Source organism: Burkholderia sp. MSMB1835, assembly GCF_001526365.1.
GTDB lineage: Bacteria > Pseudomonadota > Gammaproteobacteria > Burkholderiales > Burkholderiaceae > Burkholderia.
This window is the reverse complement of record NZ_LOYP01000051.1, coordinates 38,034-61,250: the sequence shown is the minus strand read 5'-3', so window position 1 is coordinate 61,250 and position 23,217 is coordinate 38,034. Positions and strand designations below refer to the sequence as shown.

The following is a 23,217-nucleotide window of genomic DNA, read 5'->3' as shown; positions in this document are numbered from 1 at the left end:
ACACGACCATGAATACTCGCCTCACTTCCGTTACCGTCGCCAGTCTGCTCGCCGTGGGCGTGGCGCTGACACCGGCAGCGGCGTCGGCCGACGTGCGCGTCTGCACGTTGCCCGGCAGCCCCACCACGGCGCTCGACCGCTCGGTTGCGCGCGAAGTGTTCCGCACCGCGGGCATCGCCGCGACCTTCAACAGCCGCGGCGTCGACGACAACGGCGACGACGACGGCATCTCCGCCAGCGAGCTGACCAAATCGCTCGAACGCGACTGCGACGTGATCGCGGGATTCCCGCGTTCGTCGATCGCCGATGCGTCGGAATCCAAAATGACGTTCTCGCGCGGCTATCTGCGCTCCGGCTACGTCAGCGTGTCGCTGCGCGACGCGCAAGCACCGACCGGCGCGAAGGAAACGATCGCGGCCACGTACGGCAGCCCGTCGCAACTGATCGCCGCGCAGCAGGCGAACGCCCGCTTCGACCTCGAAAACACGAGCGAAAAGACGATCGGCGCGCTCGCCGCGGGCCGCGCGCAGCGCGCGATCGTCTGGTATCCGAGCGTCGTCGCCTACGAGCATGCGCACCCGCGGCAACGGTTCAAGGTGGCGGCGACGTCGTCGCCGTACTCGGACTGGCAACTGTCGTTCGCATTCGGGCCGGGCAAGGACGCGCTGCAAAAACGCATCGACGCCGCGCTGTCGCGGATGAGCGGCAACGGCCGCCTCGCGTCGCTCACGCGCGGCTGGACGCTTCCCGACGACATCGCGCAAGCGGCCGCCACGCCCGTGCCCGGCCGGTTTCTCGATGGCGCGATCGCGGCCGCTCGGCGGCCGGCAAAAAGCGGCTTCATCAAGGTTTCGACGAGCGAAGGCAGCGGCGTCCCGCCGTTCGACCAGGCGCAGGTGCAACACGGCAAGAAGCTCTATACCGATGCATGCGCGAAATGCCACGGCGACCAGCTCGAGGGCAATACCGCCCCCGCACTGAGCGGGGAATCGTTCGCGCCCGAGGGCAAGTCGCACATCACGGTCGGCGGCATCTTCCTGTACATGTCGAGCAACATGCCGGCCGATCGCCCCGGCAAGATGACCGCCCAGGAATACGAGGACCTGATGGCGTTCCTGCTGTACTCGAACGGCTACGACGCGTCGAAGACCAAGCTGACCGCCGATATCGCCAACGCGTCGAAGGCGCCGCTCGTCGCCGGCCCGCGCAAGTAACTTCCCGCCCGCTTTCGTTTCGGTCGACCTTCGCGCCCGGCAGCATGCCCGGCGCGCAGGTCGGACTTTTTCTCGTCATTTCATTCAGGACAACATCATGATCTCCCGCCATCGCAGAACCTTCATCGTGCAGGCCGCCGGCCTGTGCGCCGCGCTCGCGGCCGGCACGCGCGCATTCGCGGCCGCACCGCCCGTCGACGAGAACGACGCCGCAGCGAAGACGCTCGGCTACCGCGCAAAGGCCACGGCCGTCGATGCCGGCAAGTTCCCGAAGTATCAGGCCGGACAGACCTGTTCGAACTGCCGCTTCTACAAGGCCGCCGCGGGCGAATCCTTCGGTACGTGCCCGATGTTCGCGGGCAAGACGGTTGCCGCCGAAGGCTGGTGCAACGTCTACGCCAAGCTCGCTTGACGCCGGACCCGCTCGCGAGCGCGAAGGCGCGTTCCCCGACGGCGCGGCATGCAGGCGGCCCGCGTCGCTTTCGCCATCGAAGTTTTAATTAGTCATACGTATTACAACATTCACAAAAACGGAGACAGACGATGAAGAGCAGGACATGGACGATTTGCGCGGCGCTGCTCGGCGCGGCGGCAAGCCCGAACGGTTTCGCGCAGAGCAGCGTCACGCTGTACGGCGACCTCGACGCGGCGTTGCTCTATACGAACCGATCGCTCGATTCGGCAACCGGCGGCAACGCCGGCCGCCAGTTCGCGCTGACCGATACGGGCATGACGCCGACCAACTTCGGCATCACCGGCACCGAGGATCTCGGCGGCGGGCTGCACGCGAGATTCAAGCTGGAAAGCGGCTTCAACGTCACGGACGGCGCGTTCGGCCATTCGAACGGCAACTTCTTCGGCCGCCAGGCGTGGGTCGGGATCGACGGCGGCTTCGGCGAAACGAAGGTCGGCCTGCAGTTCTCGCCGTTCGTGCTCGCGATACTCGGATCGGATCCGCGCAACGTCTCGCACTTCGGCGCCGCGCTGGTGCCGTATGTCGACAACGTGCTCGTCACGGGCCTCTTCAACCCGAACGCGATTTCGTACACGAGCCCCACGATCGCCGGGCTGACGGCCAGCGCGATGTTCGGTTTCGGCGGAAAGGCCGGCGACTTCCAGGCAGGACGCCAGTACTCCGGCAGCCTCACCTATACGAACGGCGGCTTCATGCTCAACGCGGCGCTCTACGACGGCAACGGCGGCACGTCGCCGACGCCGGTGCCGAGCACGATCGCGTTCGTCGGCCGCACGCTCGGCACCGCCTATACGTTCGGGCCGGTGACCGGCAAGGCGTCGTTCACGCGCTACAAGGTCGCCGGCTCGTTCAGCAACGACGTATACAGCGCCGGCCTCGACTATCGCGTCACGCCGGCCCTCGACCTGAACACCGGTGCGTGGTACACGACCGACCGCAACGATTCGCACAATCATTCGCTGCTTGCCGCGATCGGCGCCGACTACAGCCTGTCGAAACGAACGGGCCTGTACGCGCAGGTTGGCGTGGTCAACAACCACGGTGCGATGAATACGGGCCTCGGCATCACGGGCGGCGCGTTGTACGGGTTGCCGGGCACGACGGTCGGCGTCAACGCCGGCATCCACCACGTGTTCTGACGCAGCGCCTGCGCACGGGCGGCCGCCGCGCGCCGCCCGTCCGGCTCCCCACCGCGGCCCCGCCGCCGCGAAAACATGGCGCAAGCGCATCCCGGCCGGCATCGGTCCGACCATCGGGCATGCCGATCTCGATGTTTACCCGACCTCAAGTCCGCGGCCGTGCGGCCGTCAAGTCAGGAACGCACGCGCAACCTCCGCCGGGAACCCGGCGCGCATGCCCTCAAGGAGACCCACCAACGTGAACCTCTTCGGAATCGCCCGCGGCCGCCGTTCGTCGCGCGCGCTCGTCGGCGACATCGCCGAACAGGCCGGCAGGCTCGGCATCGAGATCTGCGACGTATCGGGCCACGTCGAGGAAGTCGCGGCCCGGGTCGCCCGGCAGGCGCAGGTGTGCCATACGCTGCGCGAATCGGCCGCGCTCACGCTGCGCGGCAACCACCGGATCGCCGAAGCCGCGCAGCAGGTGCGCGACGTCAGCGCCAATGCGTCGAATGCGGTCCGGCAGTCGCAGCAGACGATCGAGGCATCGCTCGCCGACATTCACGGGCTCGTCGAGGGCGTCACCACGATCGGCGACCAGATGGGCGCGCTGCGCGACGCGCTCGATCACGTGCGGGCCGTGTCCGAGGAAATCTCCGTCATCGCGCGACAGACCCATCTGCTCGCGCTGAACGCCGCGATCGAGGCCGCGCGCGCCGGCGAATCGGGACGCAGCTTCGCGGTCGTCGCGGCCGAGGTCAAGAACCTGTCCGCGAAGACCGGGCAGGCGACGGCCCAGATCGAGACGACCCTCGCGCGGCTCGCCGAACAGACCGAACACCTGATCGCGGAAGGCACCGACAACGCCGCCCGCGCGCATCGCGTGCGCGAGGGCACGCGTACGATCGGCGAGGTCGTGCACGCGACCGGCCACGCGATCACCGAGCTCGCCGGCGAAGCCGAACAGATCGCGTCGCTGACGGACGAGATCGAGACGCAGTGCCACCGCCTCGACGAGCAGGTGGGCGAGATGGCGTCCGGCGTCGAGAACTCGGCCGACAACTTCTCGCAGGCCAAGGACCGGCTCGGCAATCTGCTCTCCGTTTCCGAGACGCTGATCGAACTCACGGCCGCGACCGGCATCGAATCGCCCGACACGCGCCTGATCGACACCGCGCGGCGCACGGCCGCCGCGATCGGCAAGCTGTTCGAGGACGCGGTCGCCCGCGGCGATATCGCGCTCGACGCGCTCTTCGATACGCATTACGAACCGATTCCAGGTACCGACCCGCAGCAGTTCATGACGCGCTTCACGGCGTTCACCGATCGCGTGCTGCCCGCCATCCAGGAGCCGGTGCTCGACATGGACGACCGCGTCGTCTATTGCGCGAGCTTCGACCGCCAGTGCTACCTGCCCACCCACAACCGGAAGTTTTCGCTGCCCCAGCGCGCGGACGCCGCCTGGAACGCGGCGAATTGCCGGAACCGCCGGATCTACACGGACCGGACGGCGCGCATGTCGGTATCGCACGACAAGCCGTTCCTGTTGCAGACCTATCGGCGCGACATGGGCAACGGCCAGTTCGCGCTGATGAAGGACGTGTCCGCGCCGATCGTCGTCGGCGGCCGGCCATGGGGTGTCCTGCGGATCGGCTACAGCGTCTGAATCGGCGCCGGGCCGCCTACTGCTTCCAGCCCCACCTCCAAGCGGCCGCGGATCGCTGCGCCCGTGATCGTCGACGATCCGCACCGTATAGCTGCCGGCCGTGCGCGGCTGCCAGAACGTATGGGCCGAACACGCCGGCCGTCCATGCATCGCCGAACGATCACCACGTGCTGGTCTTCCAGTACACGGGCACGCTCGACGGCCGGCCGGATGCTGGCCGCCAGTGTCGACTAGACCCGAAACGATGGAAACATCGGCGTGCCGGCGCGCCACGCCGACGACCGGCCGGTCGGGCGGATTTTCACGGGCTTCCAACCGCCGTCCGACCTCTGCACGCGCTCACGCCGCGTTCGCTAGAATGCGCGGCTCGGCAGGATCGAATCGAAATGAAAGGAAACCGCTTGAAACTCCCGTTCGAATGGCAGATCGGGCTGCGCTACGCGCGCGGCGGCCGGCGCTCGGCCGGCGACGGCTTCGTGTCGTTCATCGCCGGCGCCGCGATGGCCGGCATCGCGCTTGGCGTGGCCGCGCTGATCGTCGTGCTGTCGGTGATGAACGGCTTTCGCACCGAGGTGCGCGACCGGATGCTGGCGGTGCTCGCGCACGTGGAAATCTTCTCGCCGTCCGGCTCGATGCCCGACTGGCGGCTGACCGCGCACGAATCGTTACAGAACGGCGCGGTGCGTGCCGTCGCGCCCTATGTCGACGCGCAGGCGCTGCTGACGAACGCGGGCAACGTGACGGGCGTCGCGCTGCGCGGCATCGATCCCGTGCTCGAGCCGCGCGTGTCCGAGATCGCGCGCAAGCTGAAGACGGGGCGCCTCGACGCGCTCGTGCCGGGCGAGATGGGGATCGTGCTCGGCGCCGCGCTCGCCGACGCGCTCCACGCGAAGATCGGCGACCGCGTCACGTTCTTCGCACCGGGCAACACCGCGCGCCCGGGCGACGCGCTGCCGCGGTTCCGCCAGTTCAACGTGGTCGGCACGTTCGAATCGGGCCACTACCAGTACGACAGCGCGCTCGCGTACATCCACATCCGCGACGCGCAGCAACTGGCCAACGTGAGCGCGCCGACCGGCATCCGGCTGCGCGTCGACGATCTGCAGCGCGCGCCGGAGATCGCGCTCGCGCTGTCGCGCACGCTGTCGGGCAACCTGTACATCCGCGACTGGACGCGGCAGAACCGCACGTGGTTCGAAGCCGAGCGGCTGCAGAAACGGATGCTGTCGCTGATCCTGATGCTGATCGTCGCGGTCGCCGCGTTCAACCTCGTGTCGTCGCTCGTGATGACGGTCACGCAGAAGCAGAGCGACATCGCGATCCTGCGCACGCTGGGCGCGCCGCCCCGCTCGATCATGAAGATCTTCGCGATCCAGGGGATGACGATCGGCCTCGCCGGCACGCTGGCGGGCGTCGCGCTCGGCTGTGCGATCGCGGTGAGCATCCCGGTGGTGCTGCCGGCGATCGAGCAGTGGCTCGGCATCCGCTTCCTGACGCCGTCCGTGTATTTCCTCAGCGCGCTGCCGTCGAAGCTGTCGGCGATCGACGTGATCGAGATCGCGTCGGCCGCGTTCCTGATGTCGTGCGTCGCGACCCTGTACCCGAGCTGGCGCGCCGCGCGGGTGCGGCCGGCCGAGGCGCTGCGCGACGAGTAGGCGCGCGGCGCGGCATTACGCGATCTCGTGGAAGCCGACGCTGTTGCCGCCGTCCGGCGCGTAGTCGGCGAGCACGTCGAAGCCGACGTTGACGAGCTCCGTGCGCATGCCGTAGGACGTGTTGCCGGACGCGTCGACGAAAATCGCCGTGCCCGACGACAGCTGGCGCGCGGTGTTCAGCAGCGCCAGCGTGCCGCGCGCGCTGCCGGCCGAGGGCGCGATCTTCAGCAGCGCGCCGTCCTGCGTGATGAAGTGTCCGCCGGGCGGCACGGGCGGCGGGTTGTCCGCGACCGACCGGTTGAGCAGGCTCATGAAGTGAAAGCGCGCATCGGCGCCCCGGCTCGCCGCCGCGCGATCGGTGTCCGTGAACGTGTCGCCGCGCACGGCCGCGCCTTGCGCGGCGAGGTCGACGGCCTGCTCGTGAAAATCGCGCGTCGCGAGCACGAGGCTGGCGTTCGCGTTCAGCGTCGATTCGACCCACGCGCGGTCGCTGTCCGTCAGCGTCTCCGACACGACCTTGATCCGGCCGTTGTCGGTCATGAAGTCGAACTGCGCATCGGCCAGATCGGGGCGCTTCGTGACGATGTCCTGCAGGCTCGTCGCAAGCGCGTCGGTCACGCCGCGCAGCTTCATCGACAGGTCGCCCACCATCGACAACTGTTTCGTCATCGCCGCCTGCATCGCCTCCGGGTCGATCGCGCGGATGCTCATCGGCTCGTCTTGCGACGCGCCGGACGCGGTCGTGTCCGTTGTCTGGCGCCCATCGAGCGCCGCCTGCGCCATTTGCGCGAGCGTCAGGCCCCCCGCCGCCGTGACCGGAATCGTCATTGCCCTCTCTCTCGTTTTTCAGCAAGTTTTTCACTGTTTACGGAGGGATTTCGCGGAAGTTGAGGCCGCCTTCCGCGCGCGGACCGAAACTTTGTTTGACATGAACTAAAAAAGTTTGACACGGACATTTCACTGCGATAACTTTTGCGCAAGCTTCCGGAAAGCAATCCGGCCAGCGTGCGCGACTCGCGTCGCGCTTTCCTGCCGTTGCAGCACCGTCGTTCGCAACATTCCCGCCTCATCGCATCGTGCCGTTCCGTTTCATCCGAAACCTGAAGGAAGCCCGGGCATGCCCGCATTCGATTCGCACTCCTGTATTCACGGCGTTCGCAGCGAACCGCCGTACTGACGATTTCCGTTCGGGGCGATGCGCTCGCCTCGACGCCGGCCGGCTGCGCGTCGCCTGACGCGCGCCGGCATCGGGCGAGCGTCCCGTACGTCTCGCCCGTCGTTGTTCGATGGTGCAGTTCCGCTTCATCCGACGCAGCACCCGGCCAGGCCGCAGGGGGCGTATCGCGAGCCGGCCGGTTCCAGACAAACACAAGAGACGAGGTCGATTCAATGAACATTCATCGAACCGGAGTGCGGCGCGCATGGCTGCCCGCGCTCGTGGCGGCCGCAACGCTCGCCGCGTGCGGCGGCGACGACGGCAGCGTGGCGGGCGTGTCAGCGCTCGCGCAGGGCCAACGGGAGGGGGCCGCCGCCGCGGCCGATACGGCCGATACGCAATCGCTCGCGTCGCACTTTTCGCCGTCCGGCGTTCCCTACGCGAATCCCGCGAGCAACGGACGCTACAAGCCGGTGATCAGCAACGGCCAGGTGCAGCCGTCGCTGTCGGGCGGCACGATCGAGGAGCACGCGTGGGTCGACACACCGGTCGACTCCGACGGCGACGGCACGCGCGACCGCATCCACGTGCGCATCGTGCGGCCGTCCGAGACCGCGAACGGCGCGCGCACGCCCGTCATCGTGCTCGCGAGCCCGTATTACGCGGGGCTCGCCGACAGCCCCGACCACGACGTCGACGTCGAACTCGACGGCACGCCGCATCCGGCCGCGGCGGCCGGCGCCGCGGCCTCGGCGTCCACCCGCATCCTGGCCGCCGCGCCGCAATCGCGGATGCTGCAGCAGGTCGAGGCGGCCGCCGCCGGCCGCTCGTGGATCGAAAGCTACTTCGTGCCGCGCGGCTTCACGATCGTCTATGCGGATTCGCTCGGCACCGCCGGCTCGGACGGCTGCCCGACGATCCTGACACGCGACGAATCGGTCGCGATGGCGTCGGTGATCCGCTGGCTCGGCCGCGACGCGACCGCGAAGGACGCGAACGGCAAGACGGTCGTCGCGAACTGGTCGACCGGCCACGTCGGCATGTACGGCGTGTCGTACGACGGCACGCTGCCGAAGATGGTCGCGAGCCTGCGCACGCGCGGGCTCGACGCGATCGTGCCGATCGCCGGGCTGTCGAACATGTACGGCTACTACCGCTCGGGCGGGCTCGTGCGCGCGCCGGAAGGCTATCAGGGCGAGGATGTCGACGTGTACATCAAGGCGCTGCTGACGAACGCGCATCCGGAGCGCTGCACGCACCTGATCGACGAAGCGCTGCAGCAGGAAGATCGCAAGACCGGCGACTATTCGCCGTTCTGGGCCGCGCGCGACATTCCGACCGCGTTCGCGGTCGCACCGGCGCTCGTCGCGCAGGGGCTCACCGACGACAACGTGCGCGTCGACCAGTCGACGTCGTGGTATCTGGCGATGCGACGCCAGGGCGTGCCGACCCAGCTGTGGCTGCATCGCCTGAAACACACCGATCCGACCCGTGTGCCGGCGATGGCCGACGCCTGGACCGCGGAGGTGAACCGGTGGTTCACGCGCTACCTGATCGGCTATGACAACGGCGTCGAACGCGATCCGCGCGCGGTGATCGCGCAAGCGGACGGCACGCTGCTGAAGGAAGCCGACTGGGCCGCGCGGCATGCCACGCCGGTCACGTACTTCGCGGGCGGCGACGGCGCAACCACCGGCACGCTGCTGCGGCTGCCGAGCGGCGGCCCGCTCGCACGCTTCACCGACGATGCGCGCATTCCCGCGCTCACGCTGGCGAACACGCCGACGGGCGAAAACCGCAGCCGCTTCGAGACGGCCCCGCTGACGGCCGCGGCGCGCCTCTCCGGCGCCGCGACCGCGCGCGTCAGGCTGACCTTCACGGGTGTCGCGAACGTGACGGCACTGCTGGTCGACCGCGCACCGGACGGCACGGCGACGATCGTCACGCGTGCGTGGACGGACCCGCGCAACCGGTTGTCCGAGTGGGTGTCGCAACCCGTGCTGCCCGGCATGCCGTACGACCTGAAGCTGACGTTCATGCCGCGCGACTACAAGCTGGAAGCCGGCCACCGGCTGGGGCTCGTCGTCCTCTCCAGCGACTACGAGGCGACGCTGCGGCCGACGCCCGGCACGGGCCTGACGCTCGATCCGGCCGGCACGTCGGTGACGGTGCCGCTCGCGGCCTCCTGAGCCGCGGCGGCGGCAGTACCGCGTTGAACTGATCCGGGATGCCGGTACGCCGGCATCCCGGATCATGTCGTTCGTCCGGTCCGATTTTCTGTTTTCCCCAAAAAAGACGCGCCGGAATAATCATTCCGCATTTCATGAACCAAGCGGCGCTTTAAATCAAAAAACGAAACGAATTCCGTCGCTTGACATCGAAATTCGATCGACTAGATTTGAAAATCGATAATCCGGATATTCGTAACCGGTCGCCCCCGGGGATTCCCTTTACCTGCATACCGTCTACCGTTTCCAGCCCGACCGGCGATTGCCGGCGTCGCGGCCCATGGCGATCGTTTGTTTTTTTAATGGGGTGTCACTGATTCGCCGTATCGATCGAAGAAAGGGATGCGCCAGTTTCAATCACGCAATCGCAATTCAACCGCAACCGGACTGGCCGGACACGGTAGTCCGGCCACCACGTGCATGACGTCGCGCCAGCCTCGGAGAATGGCAATGAACACTATCAGCACGGAAACCGCCGTCGGGTCGGGATCGCCATTGAGTGGCCGCGCGGGCAAGCCATTCGCGTCGATACGAGGCCGGGAACGAAACGACTATGAGGCACGGGTCGCACTGGCCTACCAGGACGACCCGGAAAGCTGGAGCAGCGCGATCGGCGAGCGCCTGTGGTTCCAGTTCGGTATCTACGACCCTGCCCGATCGCCGGAACCGATCGACCTCGACGAATCCGGCCTCAGGTATTTCGAGCTGCAATTGAAGCTCGCCGGCCTGGACTCGCCCGGCCGCCCGCGCATCGACCGTGTACTCGATATCGGGTGCGGCTGGGGAACGGTGCTGCGGGATCTGTCCGAACGGTTTCCCGACTGTCGTCGCCTGGACGGCATCAACATCAGCGAACGCCAGCTCGCATACTGCGCCGAAGTCAATGCCGCGCGCGCCTTGTCCGACAGGATCAACCTGTTCCGGTGTAATGCGCTGGATATCGATTTGCTCCCGGATGTCGAGCACCTCTACGATCTTGCGATCATGCGCGGGGTGATTTCCCATTTCCCCTACGATCTTTTCGAAATCGTGATGGCCAAATTGCGGCAACGGCTGTCCGCGAACGGAACGGTCGTCATTTCGGACAACTTGTATAACGTCGACCTCCAGGCATACCGCTCCGATACGCCCGATCTGGTCGACAGGCTGGCATGCAAGTATCGCAAGACGCCGGCGTACCTGCGCCAGGTGTTCGAGCAAAGCGGCTTTCGCGTCCACGACATGAGAATCCTGCCGAACCGGATGGACGCGACACGATGGCTGCTGAGCGTGCAGGAGAACATCGAGCGCCATTTTCCGGGGGGTGCCGTCGGCGCGCTGGAAGAACTGCGCGTGATGTGCGAGAGCCTGGCCGTCGCCATCGTGAAGCGCCAGGTGTCGATCTACAGCTTCGTGCTCAAGCGCGATCGATGAAGGCCCCTTGCCGGCCGCCCGACCTCCAGCCCGAGAACCCGCCATGAAAGAGATTCCCAACTTCGTTCGCGATCTCCCCGGCCTGCCGAAGCCCGGGGAAAAGATCTTCCACCCGGACTTCCATCTGCAGTTGAAGCCCATGTGGCATCCGCTCCACGACGAGGCGGAACGCCGGATCGCGCTCACGGACAGCCCGTACATCCTCGCGTACTACGGCAGCCAGAAGGCCGTCGAACATTATCTGGCGCAAAGCATGCCGTCGTTCGGCGGCCTGTGCTATCCGCACACCCGGAACGACAGGATCTACGATCTGGAGCGGATGATGAGCATCACCACGCTGATCGACGACACCATCACCAACCCCGACATGCTGGACCAGGCGCACCGGCGTTCGACGTTGCGACAGCATTACTTCGACGCGATCGCCGGCGTCCGCCCGCCGGACAGCGCGCCGATCGCGCAGTTGCTGTATGAGGGGCTGCTGCCCATCAAGGAACAACTGGCGTCGAAACCCCGCGTCTGGCAACGGCTGGAGGAATCGCTTCGTACGTTGATCGTCAGGCAGACGGATCCGTTGGCATTGAAGATGGACGAGCTCACGTTCGACGCGTATCTGGAGATGCGGCGCATCGACAATTACGGGGAATGGGCGGCCCTCATGACCGAGTACGCGATCGACGTGGACATGACCGACCACCTGATCGCCGACCGGTCGCTGGCTGAAATGAGAACGGCCGCGATCGATTCGATTACGCTCGTCAACGACCCGTACTCGTTCCGCAAGGAGATTCACATCGCGGATTCGGTCAATTCCGTCTGGTTGCTGATGTACCGCGAAGGCCTGACGCTGCAGGACGCGTTGAACAAGCTCGCCACGCTGGTTGCCGAGAACGAGCGCAACCTGATCGCCGCGCGCGAGCGCGTCCTCGCCGGCCCGCTCGGACAGGACGCGGACGTGCGTGCATACGTGACCGAACTGGAGCATCTGGCGTCCGGCAATGCCGAATTCCACGCGATCAGCACGCGCTACCACGGCCGGGATTTCAAAGGAAAAAGGTTCATTTCGGGCGAGGTGACCATTCGGCCGCTACCGTCCACCGACGAAGTGGCGGCTGCGGACCTGGCAGGCGGCCGCCCCGCGAGCTGATCCGGCCTCGTTTCGCGCCGGCACCGCCGAGAGCCGCCTACACCGGCGTCAACACCGGCTGCCCGGCGAAATGCCGCGTCGCGTTGTCGAGAAACTGCCGCACCGAACGATCGAGCGCCTCGGGCGACCAGCCGCCCATGTGCGGCGTCAGCACGACGCTGTCGAGATCCGTCAGCGCACGCGGCGGCTCCGGTTCGCCTTCGTACACGTCGAGCGCCGCCCCCGCGATGCGTCGTTCGCGCAGCGCGTCCGCCAAAGCAGCGGTATCGACAACGCTGCCGCGCGACACGTTGACGAGAAAGCCGCCGGGGCCGAGCGCATCGAGCACGGTACGATCGATCAGGTGCCGCGTGCCCGCGCCGCCCGGCGTCGCGACGATCAGGAAATCGGCCCACTGCGCGAGTGCGTCGATCCGGTCGAAATAGCGGTATGGCCCCGGCTTCTCCGACCGGTTGTGATAGCCGATCTCGATGTCGAAGCCAGCCGCGCGGCGCGCGCATTTCTCGCCGATCTTGCCGAGCCCGACGATGCCGAGCTTCTTGCCCGACACGTTCGGCGGCATCGACAGCCCGTCGCGCCACACGCCCGCGCGGGTTTTCGCATCGAGCTGCACGACGTTGCGCACCGCCGCGAGCAGCAGCGCGAACGCGTGATCGGCGACGCAGTCGTCGTTGGTGCCGGCGCCCGTGACCACGACGATGCCGCGCGCCTTCGCGTGCGCGACATCGATGTGCTCGTAGCCCGCGCCGAGCGCGCTGACGAACGTGAGCTGCGGCAGCCGGTCGATCTCCGCGGCGGTCAATCCCGTGCTGCCGTTGGTCAGCACCGCGCGAATCGTGCTGCCGTGTGCGGCGATCGCGCGTTCGCGCTCGTCGGGCGTCGGGGCGTAGCGCACGTCGAACGACGCGGCGATCTCGCGATGCGCGTCGCCGCGCAACGCGATGAGGACCAGCAGCTCGGGCTTCATGTCAGCAAATGTCCGCAGGCGGGGAACGAATTTCAGTGTAACAAGCCCGTATGACGGGTGCGGGTTATCCCCACACCGGCTGTGGACACGCCGCCGCATGCGGTTTGCCAAAGCCGGCTCAGTCAAGTAACTTTCGGCGTACGCCCCCGTCCTGGAGATTGGCCCCGATGAAGCTCGCCCTGCCCGCCCGGATCCTGGGCCTCGCGTTCGCCGCCGCCATCGCGGCGCCCGGCGCGCACGCCGACACGCCCGTCGTGGTGTCGTCGAAGATCGACACCGAAGGCAACCTGCTCGGCAACCTCATTTCACAGGTGCTGAAGGCCCACGGCATTCCCGTCACCGAAAAGATCGCGCTCGGCACGACGCCGATCGTGCGCAAGGCGCTCACGAGCGGCGAGATCGACATCTACCCCGAATACACGGGTAACGCCGCGTTCTTCTTCAACAAGGCCGACGACCCGGTGTGGAAGAACGCGAGCCAGGGCTACGACACCGCGAAGCAACTCGACTACGCGGCGAACCATCTCGTGTGGCTCGCCCCGGCGCCCGCGAACAACACGTGGGGCGTCGCGCTGCTCGCGCCCGTCGCACAGTCGCAGCACCTGAAGACCTTCTCCGACTTCGGCAAGTGGGTGGCCGGCGGCGGCAAGGTGAAGCTCGCGGCATCGGCCGAATTCGTAAACAGCGCGTCCGCGCTGCCGTCGTTCGAGAAAGCGTACGGCTTCAAGCTGAAGCCCGAGCAGCTCGTCGTGCTGTCCGGCGGCGACACGGCCGCGACGATCAAGGCCGCCGCGAACCAGACCGACGGCGTGAACGCCGCGATGGTCTACGGCACCGACGGCGGCATCGCGTCGAGCGGCCTCGCGGTGCTCGACGACGACAAGCACGTGCAGCCCGTCTATGCGCCGGCGCCTGTGATCCGCGAAGCCGCACTGAAAGCGCATCCGCAAATCGCCGAGTATTTGAAGCCCGTGTTCGCGAGCCTCGACCTGAAGACGCTGCAATCGCTGAACGCGCGCATCCAGCTCAACGGCGAGCCGGCTGCCGGCGTCGCGAAAAGCTACCTGAAATCGAAGGGTTTCGTGAAATGACGGAGCGCGCGGCGGCGTCCGCGCGGCGCGTCACGCTCGACAAGGTCGGCATCCTGATCGGCGTACTGACGATCGTCGCCGTGTTCGGCCTGTCGTTCGCGGTGCTGCGGCCGAACCGGATCGCGGCCGGCACCGGGCTATCGGTGTTCGCCGCGCTGCCCGCGATGCAGGGCGCCGCGCTCGCCGCGCTATGGACCGCCGGCGCGCTGTGGACGATGACGGCGAGCCGTCCCGCGTGGCGGCTCGCGGCCGGCTGCGCGGGGCTCGCGACGCTCGCGTATGCGGTCGGCGCGGCCGCGACGCACGTCGTCGCGCCCGACGACATGCTGGCCCGCGTGTCGCCCGACGCCGGCGTCTGGCTGCTGCTGTTCGCGTGGGCGGTGCTCATCGCCGACGCGCTCGCCCGCCTCGCGTTCGGCCCGTGGCGGCGCCTCGTCGCGCTCGCCGTCGCGATAGCGGCGGTTTCCGTGCCGCTTGCGAGCGGCTGGTGGGACGGCCTCTCCGTGATGCGCGAATACGCGGTGCGCAGCGACGATTTCTGGCGCGAAGCGATCCGTCACGTGTCGCTCGCGGGCGGCTCCGTCGCCGCCGCGCTCGTCGCGGGCGTGCCGCTCGGCATCGCGTGCGCGCGCATCGCGGCGGTACGCACCGTCGCGATGCCCGTGCTCAATATCGTGCAGACGATTCCCAGCATCGCGATGTACGGGCTGATGATGGCGCCGCTCGGCCTGCTCGCCGCGCACGTGCCGCTCGCGGCCGCACTCGGCATCCGCGGCATCGGCGTCGCGCCGGCCGCGCTCGCGCTGTTCCTCTACTCGCTGCTGCCGATCGCATCGAGCGTCGTGGTCGGGCTCGGACAGGTGCCGCCGCACGTGACCGAAGCGGCGCGCGCGATGGGCATGACACGCGCGCAGCGGCTGCTGCGCGTCGATCTCGTGCTCGCGCTGCCGGTGATCCTGAGCGGCGTGCGCATCGTGCTCGTGCAGAACATCGGCCTGACCGCGGTGACCGCGCTGATCGGCGGCGGCGGATTCGGCACGTTCATCTTCCAGGGGATCGGGCAATCGGCCGCCGATCTCGTGCTGCTCGGCGCGATCCCGACGATCGCGCTCGCACTGGCGGCCGCCGTCGTGTTCGAAGCCGCGACGTCGCTCGCGAAGGGGCGTGCAGGATGATCGAGATCGAACGGATCGGCAAACGCTTCGGCGACGTGGTCGCCGTCGACGACGTATCGCTGACGATGCAGCGCGGCACGATCACCGCGCTCGTGGGCGCGTCGGGCAGCGGCAAGTCGACGCTCTTGCGCATGATCAACCGGCTGATCGCACCGACCAGCGGCACGATCCGCATCGACGGCGTCGATACGGCGACCGTCGCGCCGGAGCAACTGCGCCGCGGCATCGGCTACGCGATCCAGGGGCACGGGTTGTTTCCGCACTGGAGCGTCGCGCGCAACATCGCGACCGTGCCGCGCCTGCTCGGCTGGCCGGCCGCCCGCATCGACGCGCGCGTGAACGAACTGCTCGACCTGTTCCATCTCGCGCCGGCCGAATTCGCGGGCAAGCTGCCGCACGAACTGTCGGGCGGCCAGCAGCAGCGCGTCGGCGTTGCCCGCGCGCTCGCGGCCGAGCCCGCGATGCTGCTGATGGACGAACCGTTCGGCGCGCTCGATCCGATCATCCGCAACAAGGCGCAGGACGACCTGTTCGCGCTGCAGCGCCGCCTCGGCATCACGGTCGTGATCGTCACGCACGATATCGAGGAAGCGCTGAAGCTCGGCGACACGATCGCGGTGATGGACGGCGGCCGGCTGCTGCAGGTCGCGCCGCCCGCCGAAATTCTCGGCAAGCCGGCAGCGGGGGTCGTCGAGCAGCTCGTCGCGGGCGTCGACCGGCCGCTGCGCCTGCTCGCGCTGACGCCGATCGACGCCGTGGCCGAAGCCGGCCGCGCCGACGGCGAGCCGATCGCGGCGACGCGCACGCTGCGCGATGCGGTGTCCGAATTGTTGTGGCGCGGGGTCGACGCGCTGCCCGTCGACGATACGGGCAACGGCAACGCGCACGGCCCCCGCCGCATCACGCTCGACGCGATCCGCTCGCACGCGAGGCAGCCCGCATGACGACGCGCAGCAGCGTGCGGCCCAAGCGGTCTTCGCTTGCCGCGTACGTCGCCCGCGCGGCCGCGCTCGCGCTGCTGCTCGTGCTGCTGTTGCGCCCCGCGTGGCTGCACGGCCTGTTCGCGCCGTTCGCGGACAACGGCGCGCCGGTGATCTACGATCGCGCGAGCCTGCTCGATCTCACGCTCGCGCATCTCGGCACGGTCGCGCTGTCGAGCCTGATCGGCACGATCGTCGCGGTCGCGGCCGGCATCGCGGTCACGCGGCGGTTCGGCGCGGATTTCCTGCCAGTCGCGCGCAGCGTCGTCGACATCGGCCAGACCTTCCCGCCGGTCGCCGTGCTCGCGCTTGCTGTGCCGGCAGTCGGCTTCGGATTGAAGCCCGTGCTGATCGCGCTCGTGCTGTACGGGCTCCTGCCGATTTTCGAAAGCACGATCGCGGGGCTCGAGGACGTGCCGCGCGACGTCGTCGACGCCGCGCGCGGGATGGGCATGAGCGGCTGGCAGCAACTGGTGTCCGTCGAGCTGCCGCTCGCGTTCCCGGTGATCGTTAACGGCGTGCGCCTTGCGGTCGTGATCAATCTCGGCACCGCGACGATCGGCTCGACGGTCGCCGCGCGCGGGCTCGGCGACGTGATCATCGCGGGCCTGCAGACGTCGAACACCGCGTTCGTGCTGCAAGGCGGCGTGATCGTCGGCTTGCTCGCGGTACTCGTCAGCGACGCGATCGGCGCGATCGCGCGGGTGGCGAGCGCGCGGCGCGCTTAACATCGGTCACGCAATTTTTCGAAGGAGCCACCATGTCAGTCCTGGACGCCGGCCCGTTTTTTCATGGCACGAAAGCGAATTTGCGGATCGGCGATTTGCTGACGGCGGGTTTCAGATCGAATTATCGGGACGACGTCGTCATGAATCACGTTTATTTCACGGCCCTGCCCAAAGGCGCGGGCCTGGCTGCGGAAATGGCCAAAGGCGAGGGCCGACCGCGCGTCTACATCGTCGAGCCCACCGGGGAATTCGAAAACGACCCGAACGTCACGGACAAGAAATTCCCGGGCAATCCGACGCGATCGTATCGAAGCACCCTGCCGTTGAAAATCGTCGGCGAACTCGATAGCTGGGAACCCTACGATCCCGAGTTCATCCGGCAACTCAGAAGCCGCATCGAAACCGGCATCGGCGAGATCATCAACTAGCGTTTCGTCCGGACTCCGATGCGTGTCCGCGCAACGATCGGCGCGTCGATCGTTGTGGACGTCACAAGCCTACACATCGCTTTCATTCGAGCGAGCGCTCGACCGTCTTCCGCGATTGGCCGATATACTATGCGCCTCCCATTTCCCCGCACTCGACCATGCGACGACGGTTCTTCTGGCTGATCGTGCTTTCGCTCGGCATTGCGCAACAGGTCGCGGCGCAGCAGGCGCCCGCATTGCCCGCCTCCGCGCCCGACGTACCGGCATCGGCGCCGACTGTCGCGTCCGCGCCGCTCGCGAACGCCAACGATCAGCCGAACGAAGCAAACCGCCGCATCACGTCCTACCTGACGAAGAAATTCGGCGTCGCAAGAGAAAAGGCTGCGAAGCTCGCCGATATCGTGAGCGTGACTGCGACGAAATATTCGCTGCCGCCGGCACTCGTTTACGCAATCATTTCGATCGAATCGCGCTTCCAGGAAAAGGCGCGCGGCCAGCACGGCGCGACCGGGTTGATGCAGGTCGTGCCGTCCGCGCACCGAGGCATGCTGCGCAACGTGAAGGATCTCACCGAGCCTAATGCGAACGTCGATGCCGGCTCGCGCATTCTGTCAGGCTACGTGAAAGCGGCCGGCGGCAACGTGCAGGCCGGGCTGAAGAGCTACAGCGGCGGATCCAGTGCGTACGCGGCGAAGGTGATGCAGCGGGTCGATTCGTTCCGGTTCGTGCTCGAACCCGAGGACGACGCGAAAAGCGCGAATACCGCGAACGACGGGAAGGCGCACATGGTGCCGGTCAGCGATCCGTCCGGCCCGGCGCCTGGCGCGAACCGCAACGCGAAGTAAGTGCGGCAGGCCGATACCGGCAAAATTCAACGTTGATCTCGGGCGCAGTCACGCGCCCTCATGAGACTCCGGGGTAGCGGCGCGCGCCGTCGCGTGATCGCGCACTGCGTTGCGCGCCACCTGAACGTCTCGTTTAGGCACGACGAGCAAATTCAGGCCAAAACCGTCCAGCACCTTGAACAGCTTGTCGAGACTCACCGCGCGCCCGTTCTCGAGGCGCGACAGTACGTCCTTGGAGACGCCGAGCATGTCGGCCGCATCGTCGATCCGCATCTGGGTCTGCGCGCGCCGGTTGCGCACGAGCGCCCCCAATGCAGCGAGATCGAGCGCAAGCGGGTCGGGCTTTGCAATAGGTCGCGGTAGCGTGCGGGCCATAATTCCGGGATTTCAGGAACAAAGCGAGCGGCAGCCAATAACCGCCGATTGTTCGCATATTTCAGGAACTATAAACGAGTTCGGCGGCACATCCGTGCCGCCGCGCTGCCGGGTTCGCCGAATCACCTCCCTCGTGCCTCGATCCGGCCCCCTAATCACAACTGCCCCGCCGCCCCCGTCCACCGCAGGTAATCGCCACGCGTCCAGTCGAGCGACACGCCCACGCGTTTCGTGCCGGGCCGGATCTTCGGCTTGTACACCGACAGCGTCAGCGATTCCAGCGCCGGCCATTCGCGAAACGACAGCACCGCGAGATCGGCGACGAGCGTCTCCAGCAGCCGCGTATGCGGCTTGTGCGACAGGAACGACGCGACGCGCGCGCAATAGCCGTCGTAATCGATCCACTCGCCCTGCTCGCTCGGCTCGCAGCGATACCCGAGCCGCGCATCGATCACGATCGGCTGCGGCGCTTCATGCTCGTGCGCGTGGATGCCGATTCGCGCGGGCACCTTCAGTTCGTCGACGAACACGCTCCAGCCGCGCCCGCGCAGGCGCGGCGCGTCGATCGCCACGAACGGTTCGTCGAACGGCTTCATGATGCGAGCGGCGCCGCGGCGTCGAGCATGATGCGCACGAAATAGTCGGCGAAGCTGCGACGCACGACGATCTCGAACGACGCGTCGCCGGTCGGGATCAGCGTGATCGGCGACTTGAAGTAGTGCGACTGCGCGCACTGGCCCGGCTTGAACACGCGCGGATGCAGATCGAGCGGGCAGCCGCGCGCGATCACGTCGCGCACGCGTTCGCCGCTGACCTCGACGACCGTGTAGCCGCTGCCGACGTCGACGGCCGCCGCATACGCGCCCTGCACGGCCTCCGCCAGCTTCGCTTCGAGCACGCCGGCCTGAACCGGCCCGTTCGACCGCACGAGCCATTCGTCGGGGCCGAGCCACAGCACGTCGTACTCGGCGCCGCGTGCCACCGTGTTCGGCTCCGCAGGCGGCCGGCAGCCGACCACACGCTCGAACGCGGCGACGAATGCCGGGTCGCTCAACTCGCCGCGCATGTTGACGAGATCGAGGAACGGCCGCTCGCGCAGCGCGAACTTCTTCGATGCGCGCGCCTGGTGCGCCTTCAGCACGTCGGCCGCGCCGACGAACGGCGACTCGAGCGTCACGCCGCCCGCACCCGCCACCTGCGTCTGGTTTCTCGTTTCATTCCACATGCTGACGCACCCCTTCGGTATCGTAGAAAACCGGGCTCGAGATCTTCGCGGTGACACGCTTGCCGTTGGCCAGCGGAATCACGACGCTCTCGCCCATCTTGTTCAGGCCGCCCTTCACCACCGCGAGCGCGATCGAGCGCTTCAGGATCGGGCTGTAGTAGCTCGACGTCACGTGGCCGATCATCGGCGTCGGATCGACCGCCGACACCTGCGTGTCCTTCGCGATGATCTGCGCGCCTTCCGGCAGCACGAACTGTTCGTCCTCGGTCAGCAGGCCGACGAACTGCTTGCGGCCTTCCTTCGCGGTATCCGAGCGCGTCAGCGAGCGCTTGCCGAGGAAGTCCTTCGACTTCGCGACGAGCCCGCCCATCCCGAGGTCGTACGGCGTGATCGAGCCGTCGGTATCCTGGCCGACGATGATGTAGCCCTTCTCCGCGCGCAGCACGTGCATCGTCTCGGTGCCGTACGGCGTGATGTCGAACTCGGCGCCGGCCGCCATCAGCGCTTCCCATACCGCGCGGCCCGCATTCGCCGGCACGTTCACTTCGTAGGCCAGCTCGCCCGAGAAGCTGATCCGCATCACGCGCGCCTTCGCGCCGGCGACGGTGCCGTTGCGGTAGCTCATGAACGGGAACGCTTCGTTGCCGAAGTCGATGTCCTGGCACACCTTCTGCACGACCTTGCGGCTCTTCGGGCCGACCACCGCGAACGTCGCCCAGTGATCGGTGACGGACGCGAGCCGCACCTTCATGTCGGGCCATTCGGTCTGCAGCCAGCGCTCGAGCCACGTCAGCACGCGCGCCGCGCCGCCGGTGGTGGTCGTCATCATGAAATGCTGGTCGGCGAGGCGCACGGTCACGCCGTCGTCGAACACCATCCCGTTTTCGTCGAGCATCAACCCGTAGCGGCATTTGCCGATTTCGAGCTTGTTCCACGGGTTCGTGTACATCCAGTTCAGCAGCTTCACCGCGTCCGGACCCTGGATGTCGATCTTGCCGAGCGTCGACGCGTCGAGAATACCGACGCCGTTACGCACCGCGAGGCATTCGCGCTTCACGGCCGCATGCAGGTCCTCGCCGTTCTTCGGGAAATACCACGGCCGCTTCCAGTTGCCGACGTCCTCGAACATCGCGCCGTGCTCGACGTGCCATTCGTGCACGGCCGTCTTGCGGATCGGGTCGAGGAAATCGCCCGTCTCGCGGCCCGCGAACGTGCCGAACGACACGGGCGTGTAGTTCGGGCGGAACGTCGTCGTGCCCGTTTCCGGAATCGTCTTGCCGAGCGCGCCCGCGAGGATCGCCATCCCGTTGATGTTGCCGAGCTTGCCCTGGTCGGTGCCGAAGCCCATCGCCGTATAGCGCTTCACGTGCTCGACCGACTCGAACCCTTCGCGCGCGGCGAGCAGGATGTCGGCGGCCGCCACGTCGTTCTGGAAGTCGACGAACTGCTTCGGGCCGCGCGCGGCCGCCTCGCGGCTGCCGACGAGCCACAACGGCTGCAGCGCGCCCTCGACGGCTTCGGCGACCTGCGGCACGGCCGGGCGCTGCGCGGCCGTGAAGCCGGCGGCCTTCGCCGCTTCCACGCCCGCATCGACCGCGAGCCGCAGCGCACGGGCCAGCCCGAATTCGCCGGCCGCCGCACCGATGCTCGCTTCCGCCTGCACGGGCTTGCCCGGCAGGAAGCACGCCTTCTCGTCGTTCCAGCACGCCTTGCCGCCCGATTGCGCGAACAGGTGCAGCACCGGGCTGAAGCCGCCCGACATCGCGACGAGGTCGCACGGCAGCGTCTGCAGCTTGCCGCCGGTCTGGCCGTTCGAGTAGGACGCGACGTCGACCGACGATACGCGCCACTTGCCCGATGCGGCCGTGACGACCGCGCCGCTCATCACCGTCACGCCCTGCCGCTTGGCCGCGGCCGGCAGCGCGCCGTTCGACGACGCGCGCGAATCGACGACCGTCACCTTCGCCCCGCACGCCTTCAGGTCGAGCGCGCTCTGGTATGCACGGTCGTTGTTCGTGAACACGACCACGTTACGGCCCGGCAGCACGCCGAAGCGATGCACGTAGGTGGACACCGCGCCCGCCAGCATCACGCCCGGCAGGTCGTTGTTGCCGAATACGATCGGCCGCTCGTGCGCGCCGGTCGCGAGGATCACGCGCTTCGCGCGGACCTTCCACAGCAGCTCGCGCGTGCCCTTGCGCATCGACACCGGCAGGTGATCGGTCAGGCGCTGCGTGACCGTCACGAGGTTGTGGTCCTGATAGCCGAACGCGGTGCTGCGGGACAGGATCGTCACGTCGGGCAGCTTGCGCAGCTCGGCCTCGATCTTCTCGACCCATTGGAGCGCGGGTTTCGCGTCGATCTCCGCGCGGCACGACAGCAGGCTGCCGCCGAGTTCGCGCTGGTCGTCGACGAGGATCACGCGCGCGCCGGCCGTGGCGGCCGCATGCGCGGCGGCGAGGCCCGACGGGCCACCGCCGACCACGAGCACGTCGCAGTGCGCGTAGCACTTGTCGTAGCGATCGGCGTCGAGCACCTCGGGCGCCTTGCCGAGGCCGGCCGCTTCGCGGATCTTCTCTTCGTACTTCGGCCACATGTTGCGCGGCCACATGAACGTCTTGTAGTAGAACCCGGCCGGCATGAAGCGCGAGAACTTCTGGTTGATCGCGTACTTGTCGTTCTCGAGCGTCGGCTCGGCGTTCACGCTCGTCGCGACGAGCCCCTGGTACAGCTCGATCTCGGTCGCGCGTGCGTTCGGCACGGTATACGGGCCGGTTTCGAGCTGCACGACGGCATTCGGTTCCGCCACGTCCGCCGTCACGATCCCGCGCGGACGGTGATACTTGAAACTGCGCGCGACGAAATGCACGCCGTTCGCGAGCAGCGCGGACGCGAGCGTGTCGCCCTGGAAGCCCTGGTACGTGCGGCCGTTGAACGTGAACGTCAACGGAATCGCGCGATTGATCCGGCCACCGGTGCCGAGGCGGTCTTTCTGGCTCATTTGCTCGTGCCCTCTTCGTTTGCGTTGCCGGCGGCCGCGCCACTGATGGCAGCCCCGCCGAACTTTTCGTAGCCCTTGATATCGTAGGTCACCGTGTCGCGCGTGACCTTGAACCAGCGGCGGCAACCCTGCGTGTGCAGCCATTGCTCCTTGTGCAGCCCGCGCTTGTTCTCGCGCATGAACACGTATTCGCCCCATTCGCGGTCGGTCATGGTCTCGTTCGCCACCGGGCGCACGATGTCGGCTTCGCCGCCGCACGTGAATTCGGATTCGGCGCGCGGCCCGCACCACGGACATTCGATCAGCAACATGTTTGTTTCTCCTTCAGTG

General features: G+C 67.5%; 21 protein-coding genes. 14 read left to right on the top strand and 7 right to left on the bottom strand.

Annotated elements, in window-relative coordinates:
- Positions 1 to 8: 8 nt before the first annotated feature.
- The 5 genes from WS96_RS23855 to WS96_RS23835 all read left to right on the top strand — a co-directional run bounded on the left by WS96_RS23855 (position 9) and on the right by WS96_RS23835 (position 6,128).
- The gene (locus WS96_RS23855; protein WP_059835863.1) at positions 9 to 1,214 is read left to right on the top strand and encodes a c-type cytochrome; all 1,206 of its coding nucleotides are present in this window, start codon (positions 9 to 11) and stop codon (positions 1,212 to 1,214) included.
- Between the two features lie 97 nt (positions 1,215 to 1,311).
- Positions 1,312 to 1,626, top strand: coding sequence for a high-potential iron-sulfur protein (locus WS96_RS23850; protein WP_059835861.1), 315 nt, complete (start codon positions 1,312 to 1,314; stop codon positions 1,624 to 1,626).
- 131 nt (positions 1,627 to 1,757) lie between these two features.
- A complete protein-coding gene (locus WS96_RS23845) occupies positions 1,758 to 2,828 on the top strand; it encodes a porin (protein ID WP_059835859.1) in 1,071 nt (356 codons plus the stop codon).
- Positions 2,829 to 3,066: 238 nt separating this feature from the next.
- Positions 3,067 to 4,473: a methyl-accepting chemotaxis protein gene (locus tag WS96_RS23840; RefSeq protein WP_059835857.1), complete on the top strand. Its 1,407-nt coding sequence runs from the start codon at positions 3,067 to 3,069 to the stop codon at positions 4,471 to 4,473.
- 386 nt (positions 4,474 to 4,859) lie between these two features.
- Positions 4,860 to 6,128, top strand: coding sequence for a lipoprotein-releasing ABC transporter permease subunit (locus tag WS96_RS23835; protein WP_082720333.1), 1,269 nt, complete (start codon positions 4,860 to 4,862; stop codon positions 6,126 to 6,128).
- A 15-nt stretch (positions 6,129 to 6,143) separates the two neighbouring features.
- On the opposite strand, the gene WS96_RS23830 is transcribed toward WS96_RS23835, so the two are convergent.
- Positions 6,144 to 6,956: a hypothetical protein gene (locus WS96_RS23830; protein ID WP_059835855.1), complete on the bottom strand. Its 813-nt coding sequence runs from the start codon at positions 6,954 to 6,956 to the stop codon at positions 6,144 to 6,146.
- Positions 6,957 to 7,517: 561 nt separating this feature from the next.
- Between WS96_RS23830 and WS96_RS23825 the strand changes: the two genes are divergently transcribed.
- The 3 genes from WS96_RS23825 (at position 7,518) to WS96_RS23815 (ending at position 12,072) form a co-directional block, all read left to right on the top strand.
- Complete coding sequence (locus WS96_RS23825) at positions 7,518 to 9,473, top strand: Xaa-Pro dipeptidyl-peptidase (protein ID WP_059835853.1); 1,956 nt, start codon at positions 7,518 to 7,520, stop codon at positions 9,471 to 9,473.
- A gap of 489 nt (positions 9,474 to 9,962) precedes the next feature.
- Positions 9,963 to 10,925, top strand: coding sequence for an SAM-dependent methyltransferase (locus tag WS96_RS23820; RefSeq protein WP_059781164.1), 963 nt, complete (start codon positions 9,963 to 9,965; stop codon positions 10,923 to 10,925).
- A 7-nt stretch (positions 10,926 to 10,932) separates the two neighbouring features.
- A complete protein-coding gene (locus WS96_RS23815; RefSeq protein WP_156443687.1) occupies positions 10,933 to 12,072 on the top strand; it encodes a terpene synthase family protein in 1,140 nt (379 codons plus the stop codon).
- 37 nt (positions 12,073 to 12,109) lie between these two features.
- Here WS96_RS23815 and WS96_RS23810 read toward each other — a convergent pair whose 3' ends face one another.
- A complete protein-coding gene (locus WS96_RS23810; RefSeq protein ID WP_059835851.1) occupies positions 12,110 to 13,039 on the bottom strand; it encodes a 2-hydroxyacid dehydrogenase in 930 nt (309 codons plus the stop codon).
- Between the two features lie 167 nt (positions 13,040 to 13,206).
- Between WS96_RS23810 and osmF the strand changes: the two genes are divergently transcribed.
- The 6 genes from osmF (at position 13,207) to WS96_RS23780 (ending at position 18,286) form a co-directional block, all read left to right on the top strand.
- On the top strand, positions 13,207 to 14,130 hold the full coding sequence (gene osmF, locus WS96_RS23805) for a glycine betaine ABC transporter substrate-binding protein OsmF (protein ID WP_034204206.1): 924 nt from the start codon (positions 13,207 to 13,209) through the stop codon (positions 14,128 to 14,130).
- Positions 14,127 to 15,305: an ABC transporter permease gene (locus tag WS96_RS23800; RefSeq protein ID WP_059835849.1), complete on the top strand. Its 1,179-nt coding sequence runs from the start codon at positions 14,127 to 14,129 to the stop codon at positions 15,303 to 15,305. The genes osmF and WS96_RS23800 overlap by 4 nt, the downstream gene beginning before the upstream one ends.
- Positions 15,302 to 16,249 carry an ABC transporter ATP-binding protein gene (locus tag WS96_RS23795; RefSeq protein ID WP_059835847.1) on the top strand — a complete coding sequence of 316 codons (948 nt, stop codon included), beginning with the start codon at positions 15,302 to 15,304 and terminating at the stop codon, positions 16,247 to 16,249. The genes WS96_RS23800 and WS96_RS23795 overlap by 4 nt, the downstream gene beginning before the upstream one ends.
- Entirely contained in the window at positions 16,246 to 17,013 is a 768-nt protein-coding gene (locus tag WS96_RS23790) for an ABC transporter permease (RefSeq protein WP_059835845.1), read from the top strand. The genes WS96_RS23795 and WS96_RS23790 overlap by 4 nt, the downstream gene beginning before the upstream one ends.
- A gap of 32 nt (positions 17,014 to 17,045) precedes the next feature.
- Positions 17,046 to 17,441, top strand: a complete 396-nt coding sequence (gene arr, locus WS96_RS23785; protein ID WP_059835843.1) for an NAD(+)--rifampin ADP-ribosyltransferase — start codon at positions 17,046 to 17,048, stop codon at positions 17,439 to 17,441.
- 158 nt (positions 17,442 to 17,599) lie between these two features.
- Positions 17,600 to 18,286 (top strand): lytic transglycosylase domain-containing protein, encoded by a 687-nt coding sequence (locus WS96_RS23780; protein ID WP_059835841.1) that lies wholly within the window; start codon positions 17,600 to 17,602, stop codon positions 18,284 to 18,286.
- A gap of 48 nt (positions 18,287 to 18,334) precedes the next feature.
- Here the strand turns inward: WS96_RS23780 and WS96_RS23775 are convergent, their stop codons facing one another.
- From WS96_RS23775 to WS96_RS23755, 5 genes are all read right to left on the bottom strand, one after another.
- Positions 18,335 to 18,661: a helix-turn-helix domain-containing protein gene (locus tag WS96_RS23775; protein ID WP_059835839.1), complete on the bottom strand. Its 327-nt coding sequence runs from the start codon at positions 18,659 to 18,661 to the stop codon at positions 18,335 to 18,337.
- 155 nt (positions 18,662 to 18,816) lie between these two features.
- Positions 18,817 to 19,257, bottom strand: a complete 441-nt coding sequence (locus WS96_RS23770; RefSeq protein WP_059643814.1) for a dihydroneopterin aldolase — start codon at positions 19,255 to 19,257, stop codon at positions 18,817 to 18,819.
- On the bottom strand, positions 19,254 to 19,886 hold the full coding sequence (locus tag WS96_RS23765; RefSeq protein WP_059835837.1) for a sarcosine oxidase subunit gamma: 633 nt from the start codon (positions 19,884 to 19,886) through the stop codon (positions 19,254 to 19,256). The genes WS96_RS23770 and WS96_RS23765 overlap by 4 nt, the downstream gene beginning before the upstream one ends.
- Positions 19,876 to 22,887: a sarcosine oxidase subunit alpha family protein gene (locus WS96_RS23760; RefSeq protein WP_059835835.1), complete on the bottom strand. Its 3,012-nt coding sequence runs from the start codon at positions 22,885 to 22,887 to the stop codon at positions 19,876 to 19,878. The genes WS96_RS23765 and WS96_RS23760 overlap by 11 nt, the downstream gene beginning before the upstream one ends.
- Positions 22,884 to 23,198: a sarcosine oxidase subunit delta gene (locus tag WS96_RS23755; protein WP_059502184.1), complete on the bottom strand. Its 315-nt coding sequence runs from the start codon at positions 23,196 to 23,198 to the stop codon at positions 22,884 to 22,886. Before WS96_RS23755 ends, WS96_RS23760 begins: the two co-directional genes overlap by 4 nt.
- Positions 23,199 to 23,217: the final 19 nt, after the last annotated feature.

Bases quoted from the DNA above. Each gene is read 5' to 3' on its own strand.
- WS96_RS23855 (WP_059835863.1), top strand. From the start codon at position 9: ATGAATACTCGCCTCACTTCCGTTACCGTCGCCAGTCTGCTCGCCGTG.
- WS96_RS23850 (WP_059835861.1), top strand. From the start codon at position 1,312: ATGATCTCCCGCCATCGCAGAACCTTCATCGTGCAGGCCGCCGGCCTG.
- WS96_RS23845 (WP_059835859.1), top strand. From the start codon at position 1,758: ATGAAGAGCAGGACATGGACGATTTGCGCGGCGCTGCTCGGCGCGGCG.
- WS96_RS23835 (WP_082720333.1), top strand. From the start codon at position 4,860: ATGAAAGGAAACCGCTTGAAACTCCCGTTCGAATGGCAGATCGGGCTG.
- WS96_RS23830 (WP_059835855.1), bottom strand. From the start codon at position 6,956: ATGACGATTCCGGTCACGGCGGCGGGGGGCCTGACGCTCGCGCAAATG.
- WS96_RS23825 (WP_059835853.1), top strand. From the start codon at position 7,518: ATGAACATTCATCGAACCGGAGTGCGGCGCGCATGGCTGCCCGCGCTC.
- WS96_RS23820 (WP_059781164.1), top strand. From the start codon at position 9,963: ATGAACACTATCAGCACGGAAACCGCCGTCGGGTCGGGATCGCCATTG.
- WS96_RS23810 (WP_059835851.1), bottom strand. From the start codon at position 13,039: ATGAAGCCCGAGCTGCTGGTCCTCATCGCGTTGCGCGGCGACGCGCAT.
- osmF (WP_034204206.1), top strand. From the start codon at position 13,207: ATGAAGCTCGCCCTGCCCGCCCGGATCCTGGGCCTCGCGTTCGCCGCC.
- WS96_RS23800 (WP_059835849.1), top strand. From the start codon at position 14,127: ATGACGGAGCGCGCGGCGGCGTCCGCGCGGCGCGTCACGCTCGACAAG.
- WS96_RS23795 (WP_059835847.1), top strand. From the start codon at position 15,302: ATGATCGAGATCGAACGGATCGGCAAACGCTTCGGCGACGTGGTCGCC.
- WS96_RS23790 (WP_059835845.1), top strand. From the start codon at position 16,246: ATGACGACGCGCAGCAGCGTGCGGCCCAAGCGGTCTTCGCTTGCCGCG.
- arr (WP_059835843.1), top strand. From the start codon at position 17,046: ATGTCAGTCCTGGACGCCGGCCCGTTTTTTCATGGCACGAAAGCGAAT.
- WS96_RS23780 (WP_059835841.1), top strand. From the start codon at position 17,600: ATGCGACGACGGTTCTTCTGGCTGATCGTGCTTTCGCTCGGCATTGCG.
- WS96_RS23775 (WP_059835839.1), bottom strand. From the start codon at position 18,661: ATGGCCCGCACGCTACCGCGACCTATTGCAAAGCCCGACCCGCTTGCG.
- WS96_RS23770 (WP_059643814.1), bottom strand. From the start codon at position 19,257: ATGAAGCCGTTCGACGAACCGTTCGTGGCGATCGACGCGCCGCGCCTG.
- WS96_RS23765 (WP_059835837.1), bottom strand. From the start codon at position 19,886: ATGTGGAATGAAACGAGAAACCAGACGCAGGTGGCGGGTGCGGGCGGC.
- WS96_RS23760 (WP_059835835.1), bottom strand. From the start codon at position 22,887: ATGAGCCAGAAAGACCGCCTCGGCACCGGTGGCCGGATCAATCGCGCG.
- WS96_RS23755 (WP_059502184.1), bottom strand. From the start codon at position 23,198: ATGTTGCTGATCGAATGTCCGTGGTGCGGGCCGCGCGCCGAATCCGAA.